General features: G+C 68.0%; 17 protein-coding genes. 13 read left to right on the forward strand and 4 right to left on the reverse strand.

Annotated elements, in window-relative coordinates:
* Position 1: 1 nt before the first annotated feature.
* The 13 genes from bcsZ (at position 2) to AB4120_RS14720 (ending at position 15,834) form a co-directional block, all read left to right on the forward strand.
* Entirely contained in the window at positions 2-1,189 is a 1,188-nt protein-coding gene (gene bcsZ / locus AB4120_RS14660) for a cellulose synthase complex periplasmic endoglucanase BcsZ (protein WP_149135612.1), read from the forward strand.
* Complete coding sequence (locus AB4120_RS14665; RefSeq protein ID WP_441642467.1) at positions 1,171-4,986, forward strand: cellulose synthase subunit BcsC-related outer membrane protein; 3,816 nt, start codon at positions 1,171-1,173, stop codon at positions 4,984-4,986. Before bcsZ ends, AB4120_RS14665 begins: the two co-directional genes overlap by 19 nt.
* A gap of 10 nt (positions 4,987-4,996) precedes the next feature.
* Positions 4,997-6,829 carry a cellulose biosynthesis protein BcsE gene (gene bcsE / locus AB4120_RS14670; RefSeq protein ID WP_441642468.1) on the forward strand — a complete coding sequence of 611 codons (1,833 nt, stop codon included), beginning with the start codon at positions 4,997-4,999 and terminating at the stop codon, positions 6,827-6,829.
* 6 nt (positions 6,830-6,835) lie between these two features.
* Positions 6,836-7,036 carry a hypothetical protein gene (locus AB4120_RS14675; RefSeq protein ID WP_441642469.1) on the forward strand — a complete coding sequence of 67 codons (201 nt, stop codon included), beginning with the start codon at positions 6,836-6,838 and terminating at the stop codon, positions 7,034-7,036.
* A complete protein-coding gene (bcsQ, locus tag AB4120_RS14680; RefSeq protein ID WP_149135610.1) occupies positions 7,033-7,806 on the forward strand; it encodes a cellulose biosynthesis protein BcsQ in 774 nt (257 codons plus the stop codon). The genes AB4120_RS14675 and bcsQ overlap by 4 nt, the downstream gene beginning before the upstream one ends.
* Positions 7,803-10,415 carry a UDP-forming cellulose synthase catalytic subunit gene (gene bcsA / locus AB4120_RS14685; RefSeq protein ID WP_441642470.1) on the forward strand — a complete coding sequence of 871 codons (2,613 nt, stop codon included), beginning with the start codon at positions 7,803-7,805 and terminating at the stop codon, positions 10,413-10,415. The genes bcsQ and bcsA overlap by 4 nt, the downstream gene beginning before the upstream one ends.
* A gap of 47 nt (positions 10,416-10,462) precedes the next feature.
* Positions 10,463-12,025, forward strand: a complete 1,563-nt coding sequence (gene bcsG, locus AB4120_RS14690; RefSeq protein ID WP_149135609.1) for a cellulose biosynthesis protein BcsG — start codon at positions 10,463-10,465, stop codon at positions 12,023-12,025.
* Positions 12,022-12,276: a BcsR/BcsP family cellulose biosynthesis protein gene (gene bcsR, locus AB4120_RS14695; protein WP_262389562.1), complete on the forward strand. Its 255-nt coding sequence runs from the start codon at positions 12,022-12,024 to the stop codon at positions 12,274-12,276. Before bcsG ends, bcsR begins: the two co-directional genes overlap by 4 nt.
* Before the next feature lie 118 nt (positions 12,277-12,394).
* A complete protein-coding gene (locus AB4120_RS14700; RefSeq protein WP_149135608.1) occupies positions 12,395-13,660 on the forward strand; it encodes a SpoIIE family protein phosphatase in 1,266 nt (421 codons plus the stop codon).
* Between the two features lie 43 nt (positions 13,661-13,703).
* Entirely contained in the window at positions 13,704-14,288 is a 585-nt protein-coding gene (locus tag AB4120_RS14705; RefSeq protein ID WP_149135607.1) for a SiaB family protein kinase, read from the forward strand.
* Positions 14,289-14,310: 22 nt separating this feature from the next.
* Positions 14,311-14,700, forward strand: a complete 390-nt coding sequence (locus AB4120_RS14710; protein ID WP_092289941.1) for a DUF1987 domain-containing protein — start codon at positions 14,311-14,313, stop codon at positions 14,698-14,700.
* A 17-nt stretch (positions 14,701-14,717) separates the two neighbouring features.
* On the forward strand, positions 14,718-15,434 hold the full coding sequence (locus AB4120_RS14715) for a GGDEF domain-containing protein (protein WP_149135606.1): 717 nt from the start codon (positions 14,718-14,720) through the stop codon (positions 15,432-15,434).
* Between the two features lie 166 nt (positions 15,435-15,600).
* Positions 15,601-15,834 (forward strand): hypothetical protein, encoded by a 234-nt coding sequence (locus AB4120_RS14720; RefSeq protein WP_149135605.1) that lies wholly within the window; start codon positions 15,601-15,603, stop codon positions 15,832-15,834.
* Positions 15,835-15,845: 11 nt separating this feature from the next.
* On the opposite strand, the gene AB4120_RS14725 is transcribed toward AB4120_RS14720, so the two are convergent.
* The 4 genes from AB4120_RS14725 to AB4120_RS14740 all read right to left on the reverse strand — a co-directional run bounded on the left by AB4120_RS14725 (position 15,846) and on the right by AB4120_RS14740 (position 19,215).
* On the reverse strand, positions 15,846-15,974 hold the full coding sequence (locus AB4120_RS14725; protein ID WP_441642471.1) for a hypothetical protein: 129 nt from the start codon (positions 15,972-15,974) through the stop codon (positions 15,846-15,848).
* A 22-nt stretch (positions 15,975-15,996) separates the two neighbouring features.
* Positions 15,997-16,542 (reverse strand): BON domain-containing protein, encoded by a 546-nt coding sequence (locus tag AB4120_RS14730; protein ID WP_441642472.1) that lies wholly within the window; start codon positions 16,540-16,542, stop codon positions 15,997-15,999.
* Positions 16,543-16,555: 13 nt separating this feature from the next.
* Positions 16,556-18,013 (reverse strand): patatin-like phospholipase family protein, encoded by a 1,458-nt coding sequence (locus tag AB4120_RS14735; protein WP_149135603.1) that lies wholly within the window; start codon positions 18,011-18,013, stop codon positions 16,556-16,558.
* Between the two features lie 404 nt (positions 18,014-18,417).
* Positions 18,418-19,215, reverse strand: coding sequence for a hypothetical protein (locus AB4120_RS14740; RefSeq protein WP_441642473.1), 798 nt, complete (start codon positions 19,213-19,215; stop codon positions 18,418-18,420).

Consider the following 19,215-nt stretch of genomic DNA (forward strand, 5'->3'; position numbering starts at 1 on the left):
CATGCGGCGTGCGCTGCCCCGCTGGCTCAGGCAGATCGCTCGCGGCCTGGTGATGACCACGCTGGCGGGGGTGTCGCTCGCCAGCCTGGCGGCCACCTGCCCGTGGCCGGACTGGGACGCCTTCCGGCGCGACACCATCAGCCCGGACGGCCGCGTGGTCGATGCCAGCACCGAGCGCCAGGCCACGGTCTCCGAAGGGCAGGCCTACGCGCTGTTCTTCGCGCTCGTGGCCAACGACCGCGCCACCTTCGACAAACTGCTCGGCTGGACCGAGAACAATCTGGCGCGCGGCGACCTCAGCGCCCACCTGCCCGCGTGGATCTGGGGCAAGCGCGACAGCGGCCCCGAGGCCGGCACCTGGGGCGTGATCGACACCAACGCCGCCAGCGACGCCGACCTGTGGATCGCCTACACGCTGCTCGAAGCCGGCCGGCTCTGGCGCGAACGCCGCTTCACGGCGCTGGGCACGCTGGTGGCCCGGCGCGCGCTGCGCGAGGAATCGGCGGTGCTGCCCGGGCTGGGCCGCACGCTGCTGCCCGGCCCGGTCGGCTTTCATCCCACGCCCGAAAGCTGGCGGCTGAATCCGAGCTACGTGCCGTTGCCGGTGATGCGCCGGCTGGCTGCCGTGCTGACCGAGGACCGGGGCTGGCAGGCCATGGTCGAGAGCGCGGGGCGGCTGATCGTGGACACCGCGCCGCGCGGCTTCTCGCCCGACTGGGTGCTGTATCAGAAGGGGGACCAGAAAGGCGCCGGCTTCCGGCCCGATGCGGACACGCAGGCCACGGGCTCCTATGATTCGATCCGGGTCTACCTGTGGGCCGGCATGACCGCCGCGGCCGACCCGCTGCGCGCCGGTGTGCTGCGTACATTGCATCCAATGGCCGACTATGTGCTCGCCAACGGCCATCCGCCCGAGCGGGTGGACACGCAGGCGGGCACCTTCGGGCCGAACGCGGGCAATGCGGGCTTCTCGGCGGCCATCGCGCCGTTCATGCTGGCGCAGGGCCAGCCGGACGCCGCGCGCGCCCAGGCGCAGCGCACGCGCACGCTGGCCGCGCAGTCGCCCTCCGGCTACTACAGTCAGGTACTGACGCTGTTCGGGCTGGGGCATGTGGATGGCCTGTACCGGTTCGAGGCGGACGGCAAGCTGGTGCCGGCGTGGAATACCGCATGCCCGGCAAGGCGCTAGCTCGCACGCTGTGGCTGCTGCTGGCCAGCGCCGCACTGCCGGGGGAGGCGGCGGCCGCCGACGCCGCATCGGCCCCAGCCGCCGCCAGCGCCACCACGCGCCGGGAGATGGCGCAGTTGCTGGCGTCGGCGCGCATGTGGGAGGCGCGCAACCGTGCGGACATGGCGCGCGGCGTGCTGGAGAAGGCGTTGTTGATCGATCCGCGCCAACCGGAGGCGCTCAAGATGCTGGGCCTGATCGAAATCCGTTCCAATCGCCCCACCGAGGCCGACAAGGTGCTGCGCCGCATGCACGAGGTGGCGCCGGGCAGCGCGGCCACGCGTGACCTTGAGGACGCCTACCGCATCGCCACGCGTGACAAGCGCGAGATGGCGCAGGTGCGGCTGCTCGCCCGCAGCGGCAAGTCCGAGGAGGCCGCCACGCGGCTCCAGGCGCTGTTCCCGCGCGGCGCGCCGGGCGGCGAGCTGGCGCTGGACTACTACCGCATCCTGTCCGGTACGGATGCTGGCCGCCCGCGCGCGATTGCCGAGTTGCGCCGCCGTGTGAAGCAGGAGCCGGACGACTCGCGCCTCGCCCTGGCGCTGGGCAGCCTGCTGACCGACCGCGAGGCCACCCGGCAGGAAGGGCTCGCCATCCTCTACGACCTCACCCAGCGGCCCGATGGCGATCGCAAGAGCGCGCTCGATATCTGGCGGCGCACGCTGTACGGCGTCAACGAAGACCCGGCCTACTACACGTGGTTCGAACGCTACCTCAAGGAAGTGCCCGACGACGATGCCGCCAAACAGACGCTGGCCAGCCTCGGCGCCAAGCGCGAGGCCCAGCGCAAGCTCGAAGCCGACCCCGCCTGGCAGGCGCGGCAGCGCGGGCTGGCCCAGCTGGAGCGCGGGCAGCTCAAGGAGGCCGATATCGCCCTCCAGAAGGCCTACCAGAAGCGTCGGCAGGATGGCGAGGTGGTGGGCGGGCTCGGTCTGGTGCGGCTGCGCGAAGGCCGGCACGACGAAGCCCGCGAGCTGTTCACCCGGGCGATGACCCTCGATCCGGACAATCGCAACAAATGGCGCAGCCTGCGGGACACCGCCACGTTCTGGGGCACCGTGGCCCGCGCGCGCGAGGCCAACGCCCAGGGCAAGCCGGTGCAGGCCGAAGCGCTGGCGCGCGAGGCGCTGGCCCTGCAGCCCGGCAACGAGAACGCGCAGGCAATTCTGGCCGACGCGCTGATCGCCCAGCACAAGGATGCCGAGGCCGAGACGCTGCTGCGCCAGATGCTGGCCCGGCCGCAGCCCGACATGGGCGCGCTGCGCAGCCTCGTCACGCTGCTCCAGACGCAGCAGCGGCAGGACGAGATCGGCCCGCTGATCGCGGACGCGTCGCGCCGCATGCAGGGCGCCGAGTCCGAGCTGCGCGCGCTGCGGGCCGACCTGCTGGCCGTGCAGGCCGACCAGCTCATCGCGCAGAAGCAGCGCAGCCCGGCGCTGCAACGGCTCGAAGACGCCATCCGGCTCGCCCCCGATGCCGCCTGGACGCGCTACACGCTGGCCCGCCTCTATCGCGACCTGAACCTGCCGGTGCTGGGCCGCACCGTCATGGAAGACGGGCTCGCCGCCGCCCCCACCGCCGACATGCGCTACGCCACCGCGCTCTATCTCAATGCCGTGGACGACATCGACGCCGCCACGGCCGTGCTGGCGGCGGTGCCCGAGGCCGAGCGCAGCGAAGGCATGCGCGACCTCGCCAACAACCTCGCGGCACAACGGCTGCTGCGCGATGCCCGCCTGCGGCTGGCCGAAGGCCGCGATGACGAGGCCCGCGCGCTGCTCGACCGCGCCGCCATCGCCGCGCGCGACGCGCCGCACATGCTCGCCTCCATCGGCCGCGAATGGATCGGGCTGGGCGAGTCCGACAAGGGCCTGCGGCTGGTCAGCGACTGGCTGGCCGCGCACCCCGAGGACCCCCACCTCGACATCCGCCTGCGCTACGGCGAACTGCTGGCCGCCGCCGACCGGGACGGCGCCTTGCAGGCCTGGATTGCCGAATCGCGCGCCCTGCCCGGCATTACCGCCGAGCAGCAGGCGTCGTTCGACGATCAGTCGCTGCGGCTGGCGCTGCGCCGCACCGACCGGCTCATCGCCGATGGCGACCTCACGCGGGCCCGGCAGACGCTGTACGCGGTGCCCGAGGCCCAGCAGGCTGACCGCCGCTGGCTGCTGACGCTGGCCGATCTGAGAGAAGCCGGCGGCGACTACCGGGGCGCGGCGGAGGCCGCGCAGGCGGTGCTGGCCACGGACCCCAAGGACGCCGGCGCGCGGCTCACGCTGGCGCGCATGCTCGAACGGCAGGGCAAGGAAGCCCAGGCGCTGGAGATCGTGCGCGCGGTGCTGGCCGATACCCCCGACGACGACATCGACACCCGGCTCTCGGTGGCGCGCCGCTTCACGGCGATGCGGCGCACGGACGAGGCCAGCGCCGTGGTCGACGACCTCGCCCAACGCTACCCGGACCGCGCCGACATCACCGTGCAGCAGGGCCGCATCGCCCAGGCGCGCGGCGACTTCAACGACGCGGCGGCGCACTATCGCACCGCGCAGGGGCTGGAGCAGCGCGAAGGCGTGCTGGCTGGCGCCGAGGGCACGCCAGCCGGCCGCGCCCTGGCCGGGCTGGAGGCGCGCCGCCAGGGCGAGGTGGCGACGGCGGTGATGCAGTCGAACAAATCCGGCGATGCCGGCATCTCGCGGCTGCACGCCACGGAGATTCCGCTGTTCGTGCGCATTCCGCAGGGCTACACGGGCCACATGTTCTTCCATGCGGATACGGTGCTGCTCGATGCCGGCACGCTGCAGGCGAGTAATGTCTCCAAGGCGTCCGAGTTCGGCAAGATCGCCGCGCTCGGCAACGCGGGCCTCGGCGCCATCGGCCAGACCGACCGTGGCGTGGCGCTGGCCGCCGGCTACGAGTTCGACGGGGCCGACAACAGCTGGCGGGCGGACCTCGGCACCACGCCGCTCGGCTTTACCGAACAGACCGTGGTGGGCGGCTTCCGCTATCGCGCGGATCTGGGCGTCTCGTCCGCCTCCGTCGACGTCTCGCGGCGGGCCGTGACCAGTTCGCTGATCTCCTACGGCGGCGCCACGGACCCCGTCACCGGCGAAACCTGGGGCGGCGTGGTGCGCAACGGCATCCACCTGCGCTACGCGCGGGACATCGGCCGCGTGAGCGTGTTCGGCGACGTGGGCGCCGGGCTCTACACCGGCCACAACGTGGTGACCAACCGCGAGTTCACGGTCCGCACCGGCTTCGACCTGCCCGTCTACACCCAGCGCGACCAGCGCGTGACCAGCGGGCTGGTGCTGAACTACTGGCGCTACAGCGACAACCAGCGCTTCTACTCGTTCGGCCATGGCGGCTACTACAGCCCGCAGCGCTACCTGTCGTTCGGTATCCCGCTCGACTGGACCGGGCGCTACGCGCGCTGGTCGTGGCGGCTGCAGGGCTCGGCCGGCTGGTCGTTCACCTACGAGGACGACGCGCCCTACTTCCCCACCCGCCCGGACCTGCAACAACTGGCCGGCAACCCGATCTACACGGGCGGCTCGGGCGGTGGCTTCAGCTACACGCTCGGCGCCACGGTGGAATACACCTTCGCCCCGCACTGGGTGGCCGGCGCGGGCTTCCAGATCGACCGCTCGCGCGACTACGCGCCGAACCGGGCCATGGTCTGGCTGCGCTACCTGTTCGACCGTCGCCGTGACCCGGTGCCGTTCCCGCCGAATCCGGTGCGGCCGTACTCGGCCTATTGATGGGGGATCGATGAAGCACACCGACCGCACCACTGCCCCCGCCATCCCCGCCATCCCCGCCACCGCCCGGCCCGGCCTGCGCGCGCGCTTCCAGGCGCGCACGGGGCTGGCCATCGACGGCCTCTCGCCAGCGCTGGCAACGCTCACGCCGGCCCGCGCCCACGTGGTCTATGCCGAGCCCTCGCCCGCCCGCGACGCGCTGTTCTGGCAGACCGCCGCCACGGCGCTGCGCGCGCCAGCCACGGTGCTCTCCACACGTGACGCCGCCGACATTGCCGCCCAGCTGCGCGCCCATGGGCTCGACATCGACGCAAACCGCGCGCTCCACGGCCGCGCCAACCTGTGCGCGCTGCGCCCGCCCACGGACGCCAGCCGGCCCGGCATCGACTTGCTCATGGAGGCACTCCAGGCGCTGGTGGACCAGTGCGGTGCGCAGGGCAGCATGATGCTGATCGAAGGGGCGGAGGCGTTCTTCGCCTGGCACGATGCCGCGCGGCTGGCCCAGGAAGGCCTGCGGCTGGGCGAATGGTGCGCGCGCCACCGCTGCGCCGTGCTGCTGGTGATGGGGCCGCCCACGCCGGCGCCGGGGCAGCCGGCACCGGACCTGCAGGGCTTCCACGGCCGCTTTGCCGGCGCGGTGCAGCTCTCGCAGCAGCAGGGGCAATACACCTGGGAGGTGGCGTTCTGGCGCGACAACCAGGCCGTGGTGGCGGGCGAGATCGTGCCACTGCGCTTTGCGCCGCACGAACACCGGCTGATGGTGGCCGCGCAGACCTTCACCGACACCATCGAGGAAGCCGGCATGCTCGCGCCGGACGAGCAGCGCGTGATCGTCAGCCGCGACGCCGTGCTGCGCGAGCGCTACATCCCCGAGCACTGGCGCGTGGTGGACAGCAACGAGGCCGCCGTGGCCAGCGCCGCCCACGCGGTGGCGGCCACGGTCCTGCTGCACTACGGCGGCGGGCGCGAACTGGAGGCGCTGGCCGAGCAGGTGCACCGGCTGCGGCGCGGCGCCGGGCGCGCACTGAAAATTGCCGTGCGGGAAGACAAGGAGGCCATGCGCCAGCATTACGAGCTGCTGATGCTCAACCTCGGCGCCAATCTCGTCATCGCCCAGCGCACGCCGTTCGCGCGGGTGCAGGCCATGATCGAGGGCCTGCAGGGGCAGGTGTTCTCGCGGCCGATTCTGGCCGACTACCGCAACGCGCTGTCCGCCGTACTGACCACCTCGACCAGCGGCTACGTGCCGCCTGCCGAGTTCGTCGCGCTGGTGCGCGATGCGGTGGAACGCAGCCGCATGATCCGGCTGCCCCATGTGCTGCTGCAACTGCCGCTGCTGCCCGAGGTGGCCCATGTGGAAGCGCTGCGCGCCTGCCGCATGAACCGCGCGGGCGATCTCTGCACAGCCGGCAGCGACAGCCTCTACGCCTTCTTCTTCGCCTGCCGCATGGACGATGTGGACGCCGTGTGCCGGCGCGTGTTCCAGCGCCCGCTGGCCGAGCTGTTCCATGGCGACGTGCGTAATGGCGACCTGGAATCCATCGGCGCCACGCTGGGCCGCTTCGAGGCCGAGATCGCCGAGGTGCCGCCGCCCGACTACAGCAGCTGGCTCGCGCGCCAGCAGGAGGCGCCCCGGCCCGCGCCGGCCCCCACGTCCGACATGCCCGACATGCCTGACATGCCCGACACCACCGCCGCGCTGGTTGCGCACGGCAGCGTCCATGACGGCGCCAACGCCCCGCCGGTGGCCCAAATCCACACGCTGCCGCTGCGCGACACCCCGCCCGCGCAGCCGCGTGCCATGCCGCAGCCGCACCCGGTGCCGCTGCTTCGACAGGACTGACGCGACATGTCCATCTTCCTTGGCTATTTCATCTGGGGACTGATTCTGGCGGCGCCGCTGGCGTTTCTGATCTGGCGCTTCGACCTGCTGCGCTGGTTCCCGCAATGGACCGCGCCGCGCCCGCGCCGCACCGTGCGCCTGCCGCCCCAACTGCACGGCATGGTGATTCGCGGCAAGCGCCGCCCGGACCGGGAGCCCCAGCGATGAAGACCATCGCCATCGTCTCCCCCGCCGGCGGCGCCGGACGCAGCATGGTGACGGCCTCGCTGGCCTCGCTGCTGGCCGCGCGCGGGCACCCGGTGCTGGCGCTCGAATGCGATCCGCGCAATGTGCTGGGCTATCACTTCGGCCTGCGCGACGCCGCGCGCGCGGGGCTGTCCGGCTGCCTGGCCGACGGGTCGCCCACCGCGTGGGCGCAGGCCGGGCTGCGCAGCGACGATGGCGTGCTGTTCGTGCCCTGGGGCGAGCAGGACAGCGATGACGATGACCTCCAGGCCGGCAAGCTGCTGCGCGCGGGGCCGCACTGGCTGCGCGGGCTGATTGCCCAGGTGGCCATGCCGGCGCACGGCGCGGTCCTGATCGACACGCCGCCCTGGCCCTCGCCGCACGCGGGCCAGGCCATCGCCGCCGCAGACCTGGTGCTGGTGCTCCTGCCGCCGCAGCCCGAAGTCTGCGTCGGGCTGCGCCGCCTGACCGATGCGCTGGCCCGGCGCGGCCACGCCGCCTGCTACGTGGCCACGCGGCTCCAGCCGGCGCGACGGCTGCATGCCGATATCGTCACGCTGCTGCGCGCCACGCTGGGCGATGCGATGCTGGCCTGCCCCGTGCACGAGGACAGCGGCATTCCGGAAGCCTTCGCACGCAGCGAGAACTTCTGCCGCAGCGCGCCGCACTCGCAGGCGGCGCACGACCTGCAAGGGTTGGCATCGTGGGTGTCCAGCTGGATGGGTGCCCCGCCTCAGGAGCGCGATCGATGAGCGACCAGCCCTCCCGCACCGCCCCCACCTCCGGCACCTCTCGCATCGCCCGCTGGCTGAATGGCGCGCGCGACCGGCTCGCGCGCCACCTTGGCGTCACCGCGCCGGCGCATGGCGGCATCTGGCTGCTGCGTGCCATCTTCCAGCCGCCCCGCCCCGGCAAGCCCGATGTGCCGGCGGAATGGGCCGCGCTGCTGTACCGGCGCGCGCTGGCCCGGCTTGGCATGGGCCGCCGCCGCGACCCCGCCGCGTGGCTGTGGCGGCTGTTCATTCGCCCGCCGCGCCCGCGCTACCGGCTGGCCGCCGACCTGCGCAAGCGCCACCAGGTTGCCGCGCCGCCGGGTGTGACGCCGGGTGTGACGCCGTTCCGGCGCTGGCTGGACCGCCTGCTCGGGCCGATCTACCACGCGGTGATGCGCACGCGGCGCCGCCTTGCCGCGCGGCTGCCCCGCGTGAACTGGGCGCGCGTGGGCGATCGCGTGGAAGCCGTCGCCATCCGCGTGGGCCGCATCCCGTTCGCGGTGCCTGCGTCGCTGGTGCTGGCCTGCCTGGCCGGTGCGGTCATCAGCACCACGCCGCTGACGTTTTCAAGCCAGCTGCTGCTGTTCGCCATCGTCTGGATCGGGCTGACGGTGCTGCGGCGCATTCCCGGCCGGCTGCCGACGCTGGCGATGATGGTGCTCTCCACGCTGATGGCGGGCCGCTATATCTGGTGGCGCTCCACGCAGACGCTGCAGTTCACCACGGCCACCGAGGCCGCCGTGGGCTACATCCTCTACGCGGCCGAGGTCTACACCTGGATCGTGCTGGGGCTGGGCTACCTGCAAACGGCGTGGCCGCTGAACCGCCGGCCCAAGGCGCTGCCGGCCGACCCGGAGACCTGGCCCACGGTGGACGTCTACATCCCCACCTACAACGAGTCGCTGGCGGTGCTGCAACCCACCGTGTACGCGGCGCTGAGCATGGACTGGCCGGCACACAAGCTGCGCGTGTTCATTCTCGACGATGGCCGCCGGCCGGCGATGCGGGACTTCGCGGCGGCGGTCGGGGTGGGCTACCTCACGCGCGAGGACAATTTCCACGCCAAGGCCGGCAACATCAACAAGGCACTGGCGAAGACGGACGGCGAGTACATCGCGATCTTCGACTGCGACCACATCCCCACGCGTTCCTTCCTGCAGATGACCATGGGCGAGTTCCTGGCCGACCCGAAGTGCGCGCTGGTGCAGACGCCGCACCACTTCTTCTCGCCAGACCCGTTCGAGCGCAACTTCGACACTTTCCGGCGCGTGCCGAACGAAGGCAGCCTGTTCTACGGGCTGATCCAGGACGGCAACGATTTCTGGAACGCCACCTTCTTCTGCGGCTCCTGCGCGGTCATCAAGCGCGCCCCGCTGCTGGAGATTGGCGGGATTGCCGTGGAAACCGTCACCGAGGACGCCCACACGGCGCTCAAGCTGCATCGGCTGGGCTACAACAGCGCCTACCTGCGCACGGTGCAGGCGGCGGGGCTGGCTACCGAGAGCCTGTCCGGCCATATCGGGCAGCGCATCCGCTGGGCGCGCGGCATGGCACAGATCTTCCGCATCGACAACCCGCTGCTCGGGCGCGGGCTGCACCTGTTCCAGCGCATCTGCTACAGCAACGCGATGCTGCACTTCTTCTACGGCATTCCCCGGCTGATCTTCCTGACCATGCCGATCGCCTACCTGTACTTCGGCCTGCACGTGATCAACACCTCGGCGCTGCTGATCATGGCCTACGTGCTGCCCTACCTGTTCGTGGCCAACGTGACCAACTCCCGCCTCCAGGGCCGCTACCGCCATTCGTTCTGGGCCGAAGTCTACGAATCGGTGCTGGCCTGGTACATCGTGCTGCCGACCACGGTGGCCTTTATCAACCCGCGCCTGGGCAAGTTCAATGTCACGGCCAAGGGCGGGCAGATTGCCGACGACTACCTCGACTGGACCATCTCCAAGCCCTACCTCGTGCTGCTGGCGCTCAACGTGGTCGGGCTGGCGGTTGGCGTGGGCCACCTGCTGTTTGGCAGCACCGACGAGCCGGCCACGGTGCTGATGAACATGGGCTGGGCACTGGCCAACCTGATCATGCTCGGCGCCGCCGTGGGCGTGGCGCGGGAGGCGCGGCAGGTGCGGGTCTCCCACCGCATTCCGATGCGCGTGCCGGCCACGCTGCTGCTGCCGGACGGCACCACGCTGGCCTGCCGCACCGAGAACTACTCGATGGGCGGGCTCGGCCTGCTGCTGCCCGTGGAGGTGTTGCTCGACGAAGGCGCGCGCGTGGGGGTCTGCCTGGCGCGCGGCACGCGCACCTATCACTTCCCCGGCGTGGTCACGCGCAACGTCAACCGCCACCTCGGCGTGCGGATGGAGGGCCTGACCGCCGAGCGCGAGATCGAACTGATCCAGTGCACCTTCGGCCGCGCCGACGCCTGGATCGACTGGCTGGACGACGAACACGCCGACGCCCCGCTGCGCAGCCTCAAGGAGGTGATCGAGATGGGCTACCAGGGCCTGCTGCGCCTCTACGACGCCTGCGCGGAGGCGGTTGACCTGCTGATCGGGCGCCACCGGCCCCGCCAGCCTTAGATCATCACCCCGGCCATCACGCCGCAGGAGCCGAACCACACATCGCCATGGGAATCTGGAACCTCTACTTCCTCGCCAAGCTCTGGCTGTTCCACACGGGCCACCTCCAGCCGCACTGGCTGACGAACCTGGTGTTCGCGCTGTTCCTGGCGGCGCCGATGGAGTCGCGGCCGCTGCGGGTGCTGCGCCAGCTCATCGCCATCGTGGTCGGGGCGATGCTGGCCTACCGGGAATCGACGCTCCCGCCGTTCGCGCGCGTGGTGTCGCAGTTCTCGAACGTGCGCGCGTTCACGCCGGAGTACCTGCTCGAACTGGCGCAGCGCATCGTCTCCCTGCAGATGGTGGTGGCGATCCTGCTGGCGGTGCTGCTCTACCTGATCATCAACCGCTGGGTGCGGGTGACGTCCTTCGTACTGCTGGCGCTGATCGCCATCCCGTTCTGGCACGGCACCGGCGACGGCAACCCGCCCACGCGGCTCAACCAGATGACCGCGCGCGCGGCGGACACGCCGCGCGCCGACTTCGCCGTGCGTGGCGGCTACGACGCCCAGCTGGCCGCCTTCCGCGAGCAGGAATCGACCCGCTCGGCCACGGCGCAGCCGCTGACGGCCACGCCCGACGCACAGTTCGACATCATCGTGCTGCACATCTGCTCGCTGTCCTGGGACGACCTGGACGCCGCCAAGGCCAGCAACCACCCGCTGTTCACGCGCTTCGACTACCTGTTCAAGAATTTCAGTTCCGCCGCCAGCTACAGCGGGCCGGCCGCCATCCGGCTGCTACGCGCCTCGTGTGGCCAGCAGCCCCACGCCGACCTGTACTCGCCGGCGCCGGCCGAATGCCATCTGTTCGAAGCGCTCGCCCAGGCCGGCTTCGGCCCCCATGTGCTGCTGAACCACGATGGCCGCTTCGACAATTTCCGCAGCTTCGTGGACAAGGAGGTCGGTGTGGCGGGCGTGCAGCCCGAGTCCAACGAGGGCGTACCCGTGGCGATGCGCGCCTTCGACGATTCCCCGGTGCTGGGCGACTATGACACCTTCGACCACTGGTACAAGCGCCGCCTCCAGCAGAACAGCGGCCCCGTGGCGCTCTACTTCAACACGGTGACGCTGCATGACGGCAACCGGCTGCCGGGCAAGCGGCTCACCAGCCTGGAGTCCTACCCGCTGCGGCTGGCCAAGTTGCTCGAGGACGTGGACCGGATCATCGAGACCATCAGCAAGTCCGGCCGCAAGGCGGTGGTGGTCTTTGTGCCGGAGCATGGCGCGGCGCTGCGTGGCGACGAGAACCAGATCTCCGGGCTGCGCGAGATTCCCACGCCGCGCATCGTCCACGTGCCGGTGGGCGTGAAGCTGGTGGGCCTGCCGACCACGGCCACAGGCGGCATGGTGACGATTGACGCGCCGTCCAGCTTCCTGGCGTTGTCGCAACTGCTGTTCAACCTCGTGGCGGACAGCCCGTTCCGCCAGGGCGCCCCGCCCACCGCCAGCTACAGCGAGAACCTGCCGCAGACCATGATGGTGGGCGAGAACGAGGGCACCGTGACCATGAAGCTGAGCAAGGGCTATGTGATTCATACGCCAGATGGCGTCTGGGTGGAGCAGAAATGAGTGAGTCGCCGAAGTCCGCGAAACCCCCGAGACCCCCGAAAGCCCCGCCGGTGCCGCGCGGCACGCCGGGCGCCTATAGCGACATCGACGCCCTGGGCCGGCATGTAGAAGGCTTCGACGCGCGCCATTACTTCGACCAGCAGGACGCGGTGCAGACCCGGGCGGCGGCGCAACGCTGGCCGCTGCTGGGGCGCGCGCTGGGGCACGCGACGGACGCGGCCGATGACCCCGCGCCCCGCCCCGGCGGCTAATGCCGCCACCCCACTCGCGTGGGGCTTTAACCATTGATTTACAAGGAAAACCGTCACATAGCCGACATGCACCGGCCGTAGACTCTGGGCCACTTTCCCCACCCTGGTTCCTTCGGTCATGTCTGGCGTTCTGGTTGATCCCTCCGCTGCCCGCCTGCGCTTCCGGCAGCCCTGTGCCGAGGATCTGGCCGTCATCACGCCGTCCGTGACGACCGACCACACGAATCAGGACGTGCTCGAGGTCTTCGCGCTGCACCGCGACCTCAACTGCCTGCCCGTGACCGAGCGCGACAAGCCCATCGGCCTGATCAACCGGTCGATCTTCCTGTCGCAGATGAGCAAGCCGTACCACCAGGAGCTCTACAACCGCAAGAGCTGCATCGCCTTCATGGACAAGGAGCCGCTGATCGTGGACGCCGCCATGAGCATCGACGCGCTGACCTTCCGCGCGGTGGAATATGGCGAGAAGGCGCTGGCGGAGGGCTTCATCATCGCCCGTGACGGCAAGTTCATCGGCCTGGGACACGGCCTGCAGCTGATGCGCGTGGTGGCGGACATGCAGGCCGAGCGCAATCGGCAGATCATGCAGAGCATCGACTACGCCAGCACGATCCAGCGGGCGATGCTGCGCACCTCGCGCCAGACGCTGGCCGCCACGCTGCCGGACGCCGCGCTGGTCTGGGAGCCGCGCGACGTGGTGGGCGGCGACTTCTATCACTTCGCGGCGTTCGACGACGGCTGGTTCGCCGCGCTGGCCGACTGCACCGGCCATGGCGTGCCGGGCGCGTTCATGACGCTGATTGCCTCGTCGCTGCTGACGCAGGCCATCGAGCAGCAGGGCCCGCGCGACCCCGGCGCGCTGCTGGCGGCCGTCAATCGGGGCATCAAGCAGATGCTGGGGCAGATCGACGGACATATCGACGGGCAGGACGGCCAGCGAGGCGAGCGCGGCATCGCCGAATCCGACGACGGCATGGACGCCGCCTTCTTCTGGTTCGACAACGCCACGCGCACGCTGACCTTCGCCGGCGCCAAGTGCGCGCTGTTCGTGCTGCAGCCGGGCGACAGCGAAGGCCAGATGATCAACGGCGCCCGCATGGGCGTCGGCTACGTGGACACGGGCATGGACTACGCGTGGCAGAACGCGGCCGTGCCGATGCCACCCGATACGGTGGCCTTCGTGACCACGGACGGGCTGATCGACCAGATCGGCGGCCCGCGCGAGATCTCCTTCGGCAAGCGCCGCATGCGCGAAGCCATCTGCGCCAGCCGCGCGGCATCGGCAGCGCAGATCAGCCAGGCGGTGCTCGAGGTGCACCGCGCCTGGCAGGGCCAGCACCGGCGCCGCGACGACCTGACCTTTTTCTGCTTCCGCGCCCGATAACACCGCGCCAGCCTCTTACAGCGCCCCACCGGCCGCACGACACATGAACGCCGCACAATCGATTGACAAGGAATATGAGCCGTTTTTCGCGATGGCTCGGGAACGCAACGTGATCTTCTACTACGTCGGCTACTTTTCGCAGAACATCATCGCCGCCATGTCCGACGCGGTGCGCCTGCAGCTTGCCGTGAGCGGGGTCGATGGCACCACGCGGCGCAAGCTGTTCTCGTCGTTCGTGGAGATGGCGCAGAACATCGTCCACTATTCCTCGGACGCCCTGACCGCGCCCACGCCGGAGAGCGAGCAGCAGCGCGGCCAGCTGCGCCACGGCTCGGTGTGCATCAGCATGGTGGACGAGCACTACCGCCTGATGTGTTCCAATCCGGTGGCCACGGTACGTGTGCACCAGTTGCGCGCCACGCTGGAGCCATTGCGCACGATGACGCTGGACGAGATCAAGCAAGCCTACAAGCAGACCCTGCGCGCCGAGGCGCCGGAGGGCAGCAAAGGCGCCGGGCTCGGCTTCCTGACGATGGCGCGCGATGCCAGCGCGCCCCTCGAATACAACTTTCAACCGATCGACACGGATCCGGGATCGACGATGTTCCAGCTCGTCGCCACGATCTGACGTCTCGGGAAGAGCCTCTGCCATGGAAAACCTGTTTATCGCCGCCACGCCCTCCTCGCCCGAGGTGAGCTTCGACTTCGAGCGGCACATCCTCTCGCTCAAGGGCGAGTCCTACCCCGAGAACGCCGCCGTGTTCTACGGCGAGGCCATCGCCCGCCTGCGCAAGTACCTGGCGGCGTGCGACGGGGTCTCGGTCACGGTCAACGTGGCGCTGACCTACTTCAACAGCTCGAGCACCAAGATGCTGTTCAGCATCTTCGACGCGCTGAACGACGCCGCCGAGCGCGGCAACCGCATCGAACTGCACTGGTTCCACGACGAGGACGACGACACCATCCTCGAATTCGGCCAGGAGCTGCACGACGACTTTCCCGCGATTGCGTTCCACGACGTAGCGACCACCGGCAGTTGAACCCACCCGCCGCCATCATGTCCGAGCCCGACCTGTTCGAATCGGAGAACAGCGTCCTGGCGCATGCCAAGGCCGTGTTCTGCGATGTCGATGCCGGCGAGGAATCGTATCGGCATACGCTGGGCCAGCTCATCAGCTACTACGAGCGGCTGATGCGCGAGACGCGCCGGCTGATCCGCCGCAGCGACCGCGAGGAACTGGAGATGAACCGGCTCAACCACCGGCTCCAGGAGTTGGCGCAGGAACTCGAATACCGCGCCACGCACGACACGCTGACCGGCGCGCTCAACCGCGGCGCCGTGATCGACCGCGCCACCGCGGCGCTGGCGCGCGGGAGCCTGTCGATGATCGTGCTCGATATCGACCATTTCAAGCGGCTCAACGACGCCTATGGCCATCCGGTGGGCGACGCGGTGATTTGCGGCGTGACCGCCTGCCTCAAGAACACCGTGGACGCCGAGGGCGCCATCGGGCGCGTGGGCGGCGAGGAATTCACCGCCCTGCTGCCCGGCGTGCCGCTCGAAGACGCGCTGGTGCTGGCCGAGGACATGCGCCACGCCATCGCCACGCATCGCTTTCCCTCCCCCGTGGACTGCCCGGTCACGGCGAGTTTCGGCGTGAGCTGGTCCGCCCAGGGTCGCACCTTCGAGCACGCCTATGGCCGCGCCGACGAGGCGCTCTACGAAGCCAAGCGCAGCGGCCGCAATCGCGTGATGCAGGCCGCCATCGCGTGATCGCATTTTGCTGATCCATTGACTGGTCCGACACTGTGATCTGGAATACGGTGGTTTGCCCTCGCGAAACCAATGTTTCCGATAGGGCAAGCCTTGACTACTATCCAGAGTGATCCCTGACATCAGGACGGCGCAGGTCACCTCGCCGGCCAGGACAAGGAGAGGCATGCACCACATCGAGCCAGTGGAATGCGTCTGCGGCGCGACGCTCCACATCCGCGAATACCGGCTGGGCCTTGTGAGAACCCCACGCAAGGAACACGCGCCCTGCCCCGTCTGCGGGCGCACTGTCTACGAAACCGAGATGGACGGCTTTCTGATGGTGGAAGTCGTCACGCGGCGCGCCCCGGTCATGCCGGTGGCGGCCAAGGTGCAGAAACGCAAGGCCCAGCGAACGTGAGCCCGCCGGGGCTATGACTTCGTGATGCGCTGGGGATGGGTCGCGTAGTACGCGAGGATGACTGACGCGGTGAACGCCATGCCGGCCACGGCAAAGGCGATCAGCGTGGGAAGGGCAACGCCGGATTTTTCCTTGTACATGCGGGACTCCTCGGAGGAATGGTCACGGTATGGTAGCGCGGCTTGGCGCCGGCTGCCGACCCGATGCCTCCGGGTGGAAGCGCACATAAGGCACGCCGCGCTCCGGGTGCGCCGTGGTCTGGTCGATCAGGCGCTCGACATCGGGCACGTCCCGCATCGCGGCCATGAACGGCGCCAGCGGGAACCCCGGCGCCACGCAGCCCTGCACCAGCACCCAACGCTGCCACACCGTCACCCACAACGTGCTCTGCCGCCACGCCGGCAGGTTGGCGGACAGCCATTGCAGCCGCCGGCGCGTGCTGTCGGCAATTTCCGCATCGTAGGCAAAGGCATTCGGCAGGCGGCAACGTCCTTCCAGCCAGCAGTGGTTGCCGTGCTCGATCCGATGATGCGCATCGCGCTTCCACTCGGCCTCCGTCACGCGCGGCCCGGCCGGTTCGGGGCAATTGGCAAGCGCGGACGAGATTTGAAAAAAGGGATCGTTGCCGCGATTCTGGAGGTCCTCGGCGTGGGCGGTGGGGGTGAGGAGGAACAGTGCGGGGAGGATGCGGTGGGGAATGCCAGCCATGGAGATCTTCCGTCTAGTTCGCCGCTGATTCCCCGGTTTGCCGCGGCTCGGGCACGATCGCGGCGCCGGCGTCTTTCAGCAGCCGCCGAAAATCCGGCGACGTCATGATGATCTTGCCTGCAGCGGCACGCAGGCGGTCGACCGCTTCGGCCGGCAAGGAAAACGACGTGGGAAGCTCATTCAGGTAGGCCAGTTCCGCCTTGTCTTCCAGTTGCGCAAACGAAACGTCGATGGCGTAGATGGTGGCGTCTGGCGTGCGAAGTGCCTTGGCTATCGCTTCGTCCTTATTGGCGGCAAACGCGGCGGATTGCCGGATCTGGCGCATGGATTGCCAGCGCGCCTGGCTGTCCTTCAGCAACTCGGTCGCCTCATAGGAGTAATGGTCGATCGGCACGCCCGTTGCCTTCACCAGTATCTCCAGGGTGCCCGGCGGGGATTCCGACCTATCCCATTCCGTTTTGGGAACGGAAAGTGAATTGACGACGAAGACGACAATCCTGCGGATTTGATCAAGCGGCGTATGCTGGCCGATCATATGCAACGCCTCCATGAGTTCCATGGTATCCAGTACGCTGCGCATGCCGAGATTATCGGAAACGCCCCCGTCTACCAGATGGAGGAAGGGACGATCGCTACCGGCGCCAAATTCCGCCTCTTCCTTGAGATGGCGAGTCGCGCGGGCGGCGGGCCGGGGCGGGTTTTCGGCGTTAATGAACGGCTTGATCCAGTCCGGTGGCGCGTAGCCGCAGTTGCCCCCGTAGTTATTGAGCGTGATGGGGCTGAGCACAACCGGCACCGCCGACGAAGCGGCCGCTGCCCGCGACAGGCGCAAGGCATTGAGGTCCGAACACAGTACGTCGAACGTCGCCTGCGTAAAAGGCAGACGCGCGCCGGTGGTGATATCAGTGGCCGATGCGACGATAAACGGGCCGTCACCCCGATTGAGGTCGCCAAATGTCGCGCCATGGAACAGGATCTCGTCGTACAGATCGGCCGCCAGCTCCGAGCGGCCCCACCCTGCGGACCATAGCGAGGGCCAATAGGCAGGGTTCAGGGTACGGAAGGTGATCGTGCCCTGTACGTCCCGTTTCAGGAAGCGCTGTTCGTAGTCGTCGAAGAGCTTATCGCCGTAGAGACCATAGGCGAGCGCTGTAAAGCTGCCGCCCGAGACGCCGGTCACCACGCCCACATGGTCGAGCAGCCGCGATTTGCCCTTCGGGCCTACGATTTGGGTATTGCGCAGGAATTCCAGGACGCCGTACGAAAACGCAGCGGCGCGGGTGCCTCCGCCCGAAAATGCCAGGATTACCAGATTCTCCTTATCGGCGGCAAACTGCGGGCGCGTAAAAAACCGATAGCCAGCACTCTGGTCGGCATGGGCCAGCGGCGGATTGACGGGCCGGCCCGCGCAGCCGCCCAGCAGAAGCAAGCACGCAACAATCAGCCATACACGGTTCGACGATCTGGCCATGGCTTTCTCCGATTCTCCGAGTAGCCTAGACGAGAGACTTCACCGGGGAAATGAAAAAGAGAAGGCACCTTGGCGCCGGTGGCCAGGATGGCGTAGCAGATTCCTGCAGAATCAAGGGGCTAGAAACAAAAAAGCCGTCCAACTGGACGGCTTTTGCTTGATGCGAATGGTGTTCTGGCGGAGAGAGGGGGAGTCTGGCCGAAAAATAATAAACCGTTAAAAAACAATAGCTTACAACCCTCGCCGAGTAACCGTATGTACCCGTGACGGGCTGCAATTTTGTACCCAGCTAGTCTGTTCGTCAATCCTAAGGGGCGCGCAGTCTTGCCAGAGCACGAGTCGTAGGAGTGAGCACCTCGATAGCAGCGAAAGCGCCCCCAGAAGGCCGCTGGACCGGGACAAGCTCACAAACCATCCCCAAAGGCTTGCGTGATTACATTTATCTTTATGAAATGAATCTGCTGCTGTCCCCCGGTCACTAGCATTCCAGCTAGTGCATAGTGCATGCCATCCTCATTCTCGTGCCCAACAAATACAGGAGAACCGCTAAACCCATCAAGCTCGTTTCGCCAAGATATATTTGCCAGCTTCAACCTATCATCCCCACCAGAAAGCGCAAGATGCCCAGTAAATTTGGCGGCCTGGAGATAGACGGTATTGTTATTATCCTTAAAATTCAAGAAATCGGTCTCCGTTCCCGAAGTCGGATAGCCAATACACGAAAATAAAATCCCTCTCTCGGCCACGATATCACTCTGCGCCTGAGGGAGTTTAACTAACTCATCTAACCAAGCTCCCGCTGGCGGCAACTTCACTGCACGCGACAATAGATTCTTTCTTTGCCGCTCGTTACTTAGTTTGGTTATAGGAAGAACGACTATATCAGCCAGCTCACCGAGCCCCGGCGAAGAATTGTCTCTAAGAGAGATAATCTTCTCAAAGACAACGTAATCATCCGGCTTGATATCCCTTTTGTTGTGCGTGACTAGCACCCTTAGTCGCCCGACCGCCTCTTCTACTGAAAGATTGTTGTGTCTTTCTAGACAATGCCTCGCGGTAATGTAGTAAAGTTCTCTTTCTCGCCGCGCAAAAAATCCCGTCCCACGTTTGTATGGATAATCTTCAAAATCCTTTTCTATAAAGAGATTCGGGGCAACACATTCGCTTGGGTACCCTGTGTGGATAAAGGATATTTTCGCCAT

This window comes from Cupriavidus sp. 2KB_3 (assembly GCF_052115685.1).
Taxonomy (GTDB): domain Bacteria; phylum Pseudomonadota; class Gammaproteobacteria; order Burkholderiales; family Burkholderiaceae; genus Cupriavidus; species Cupriavidus campinensis.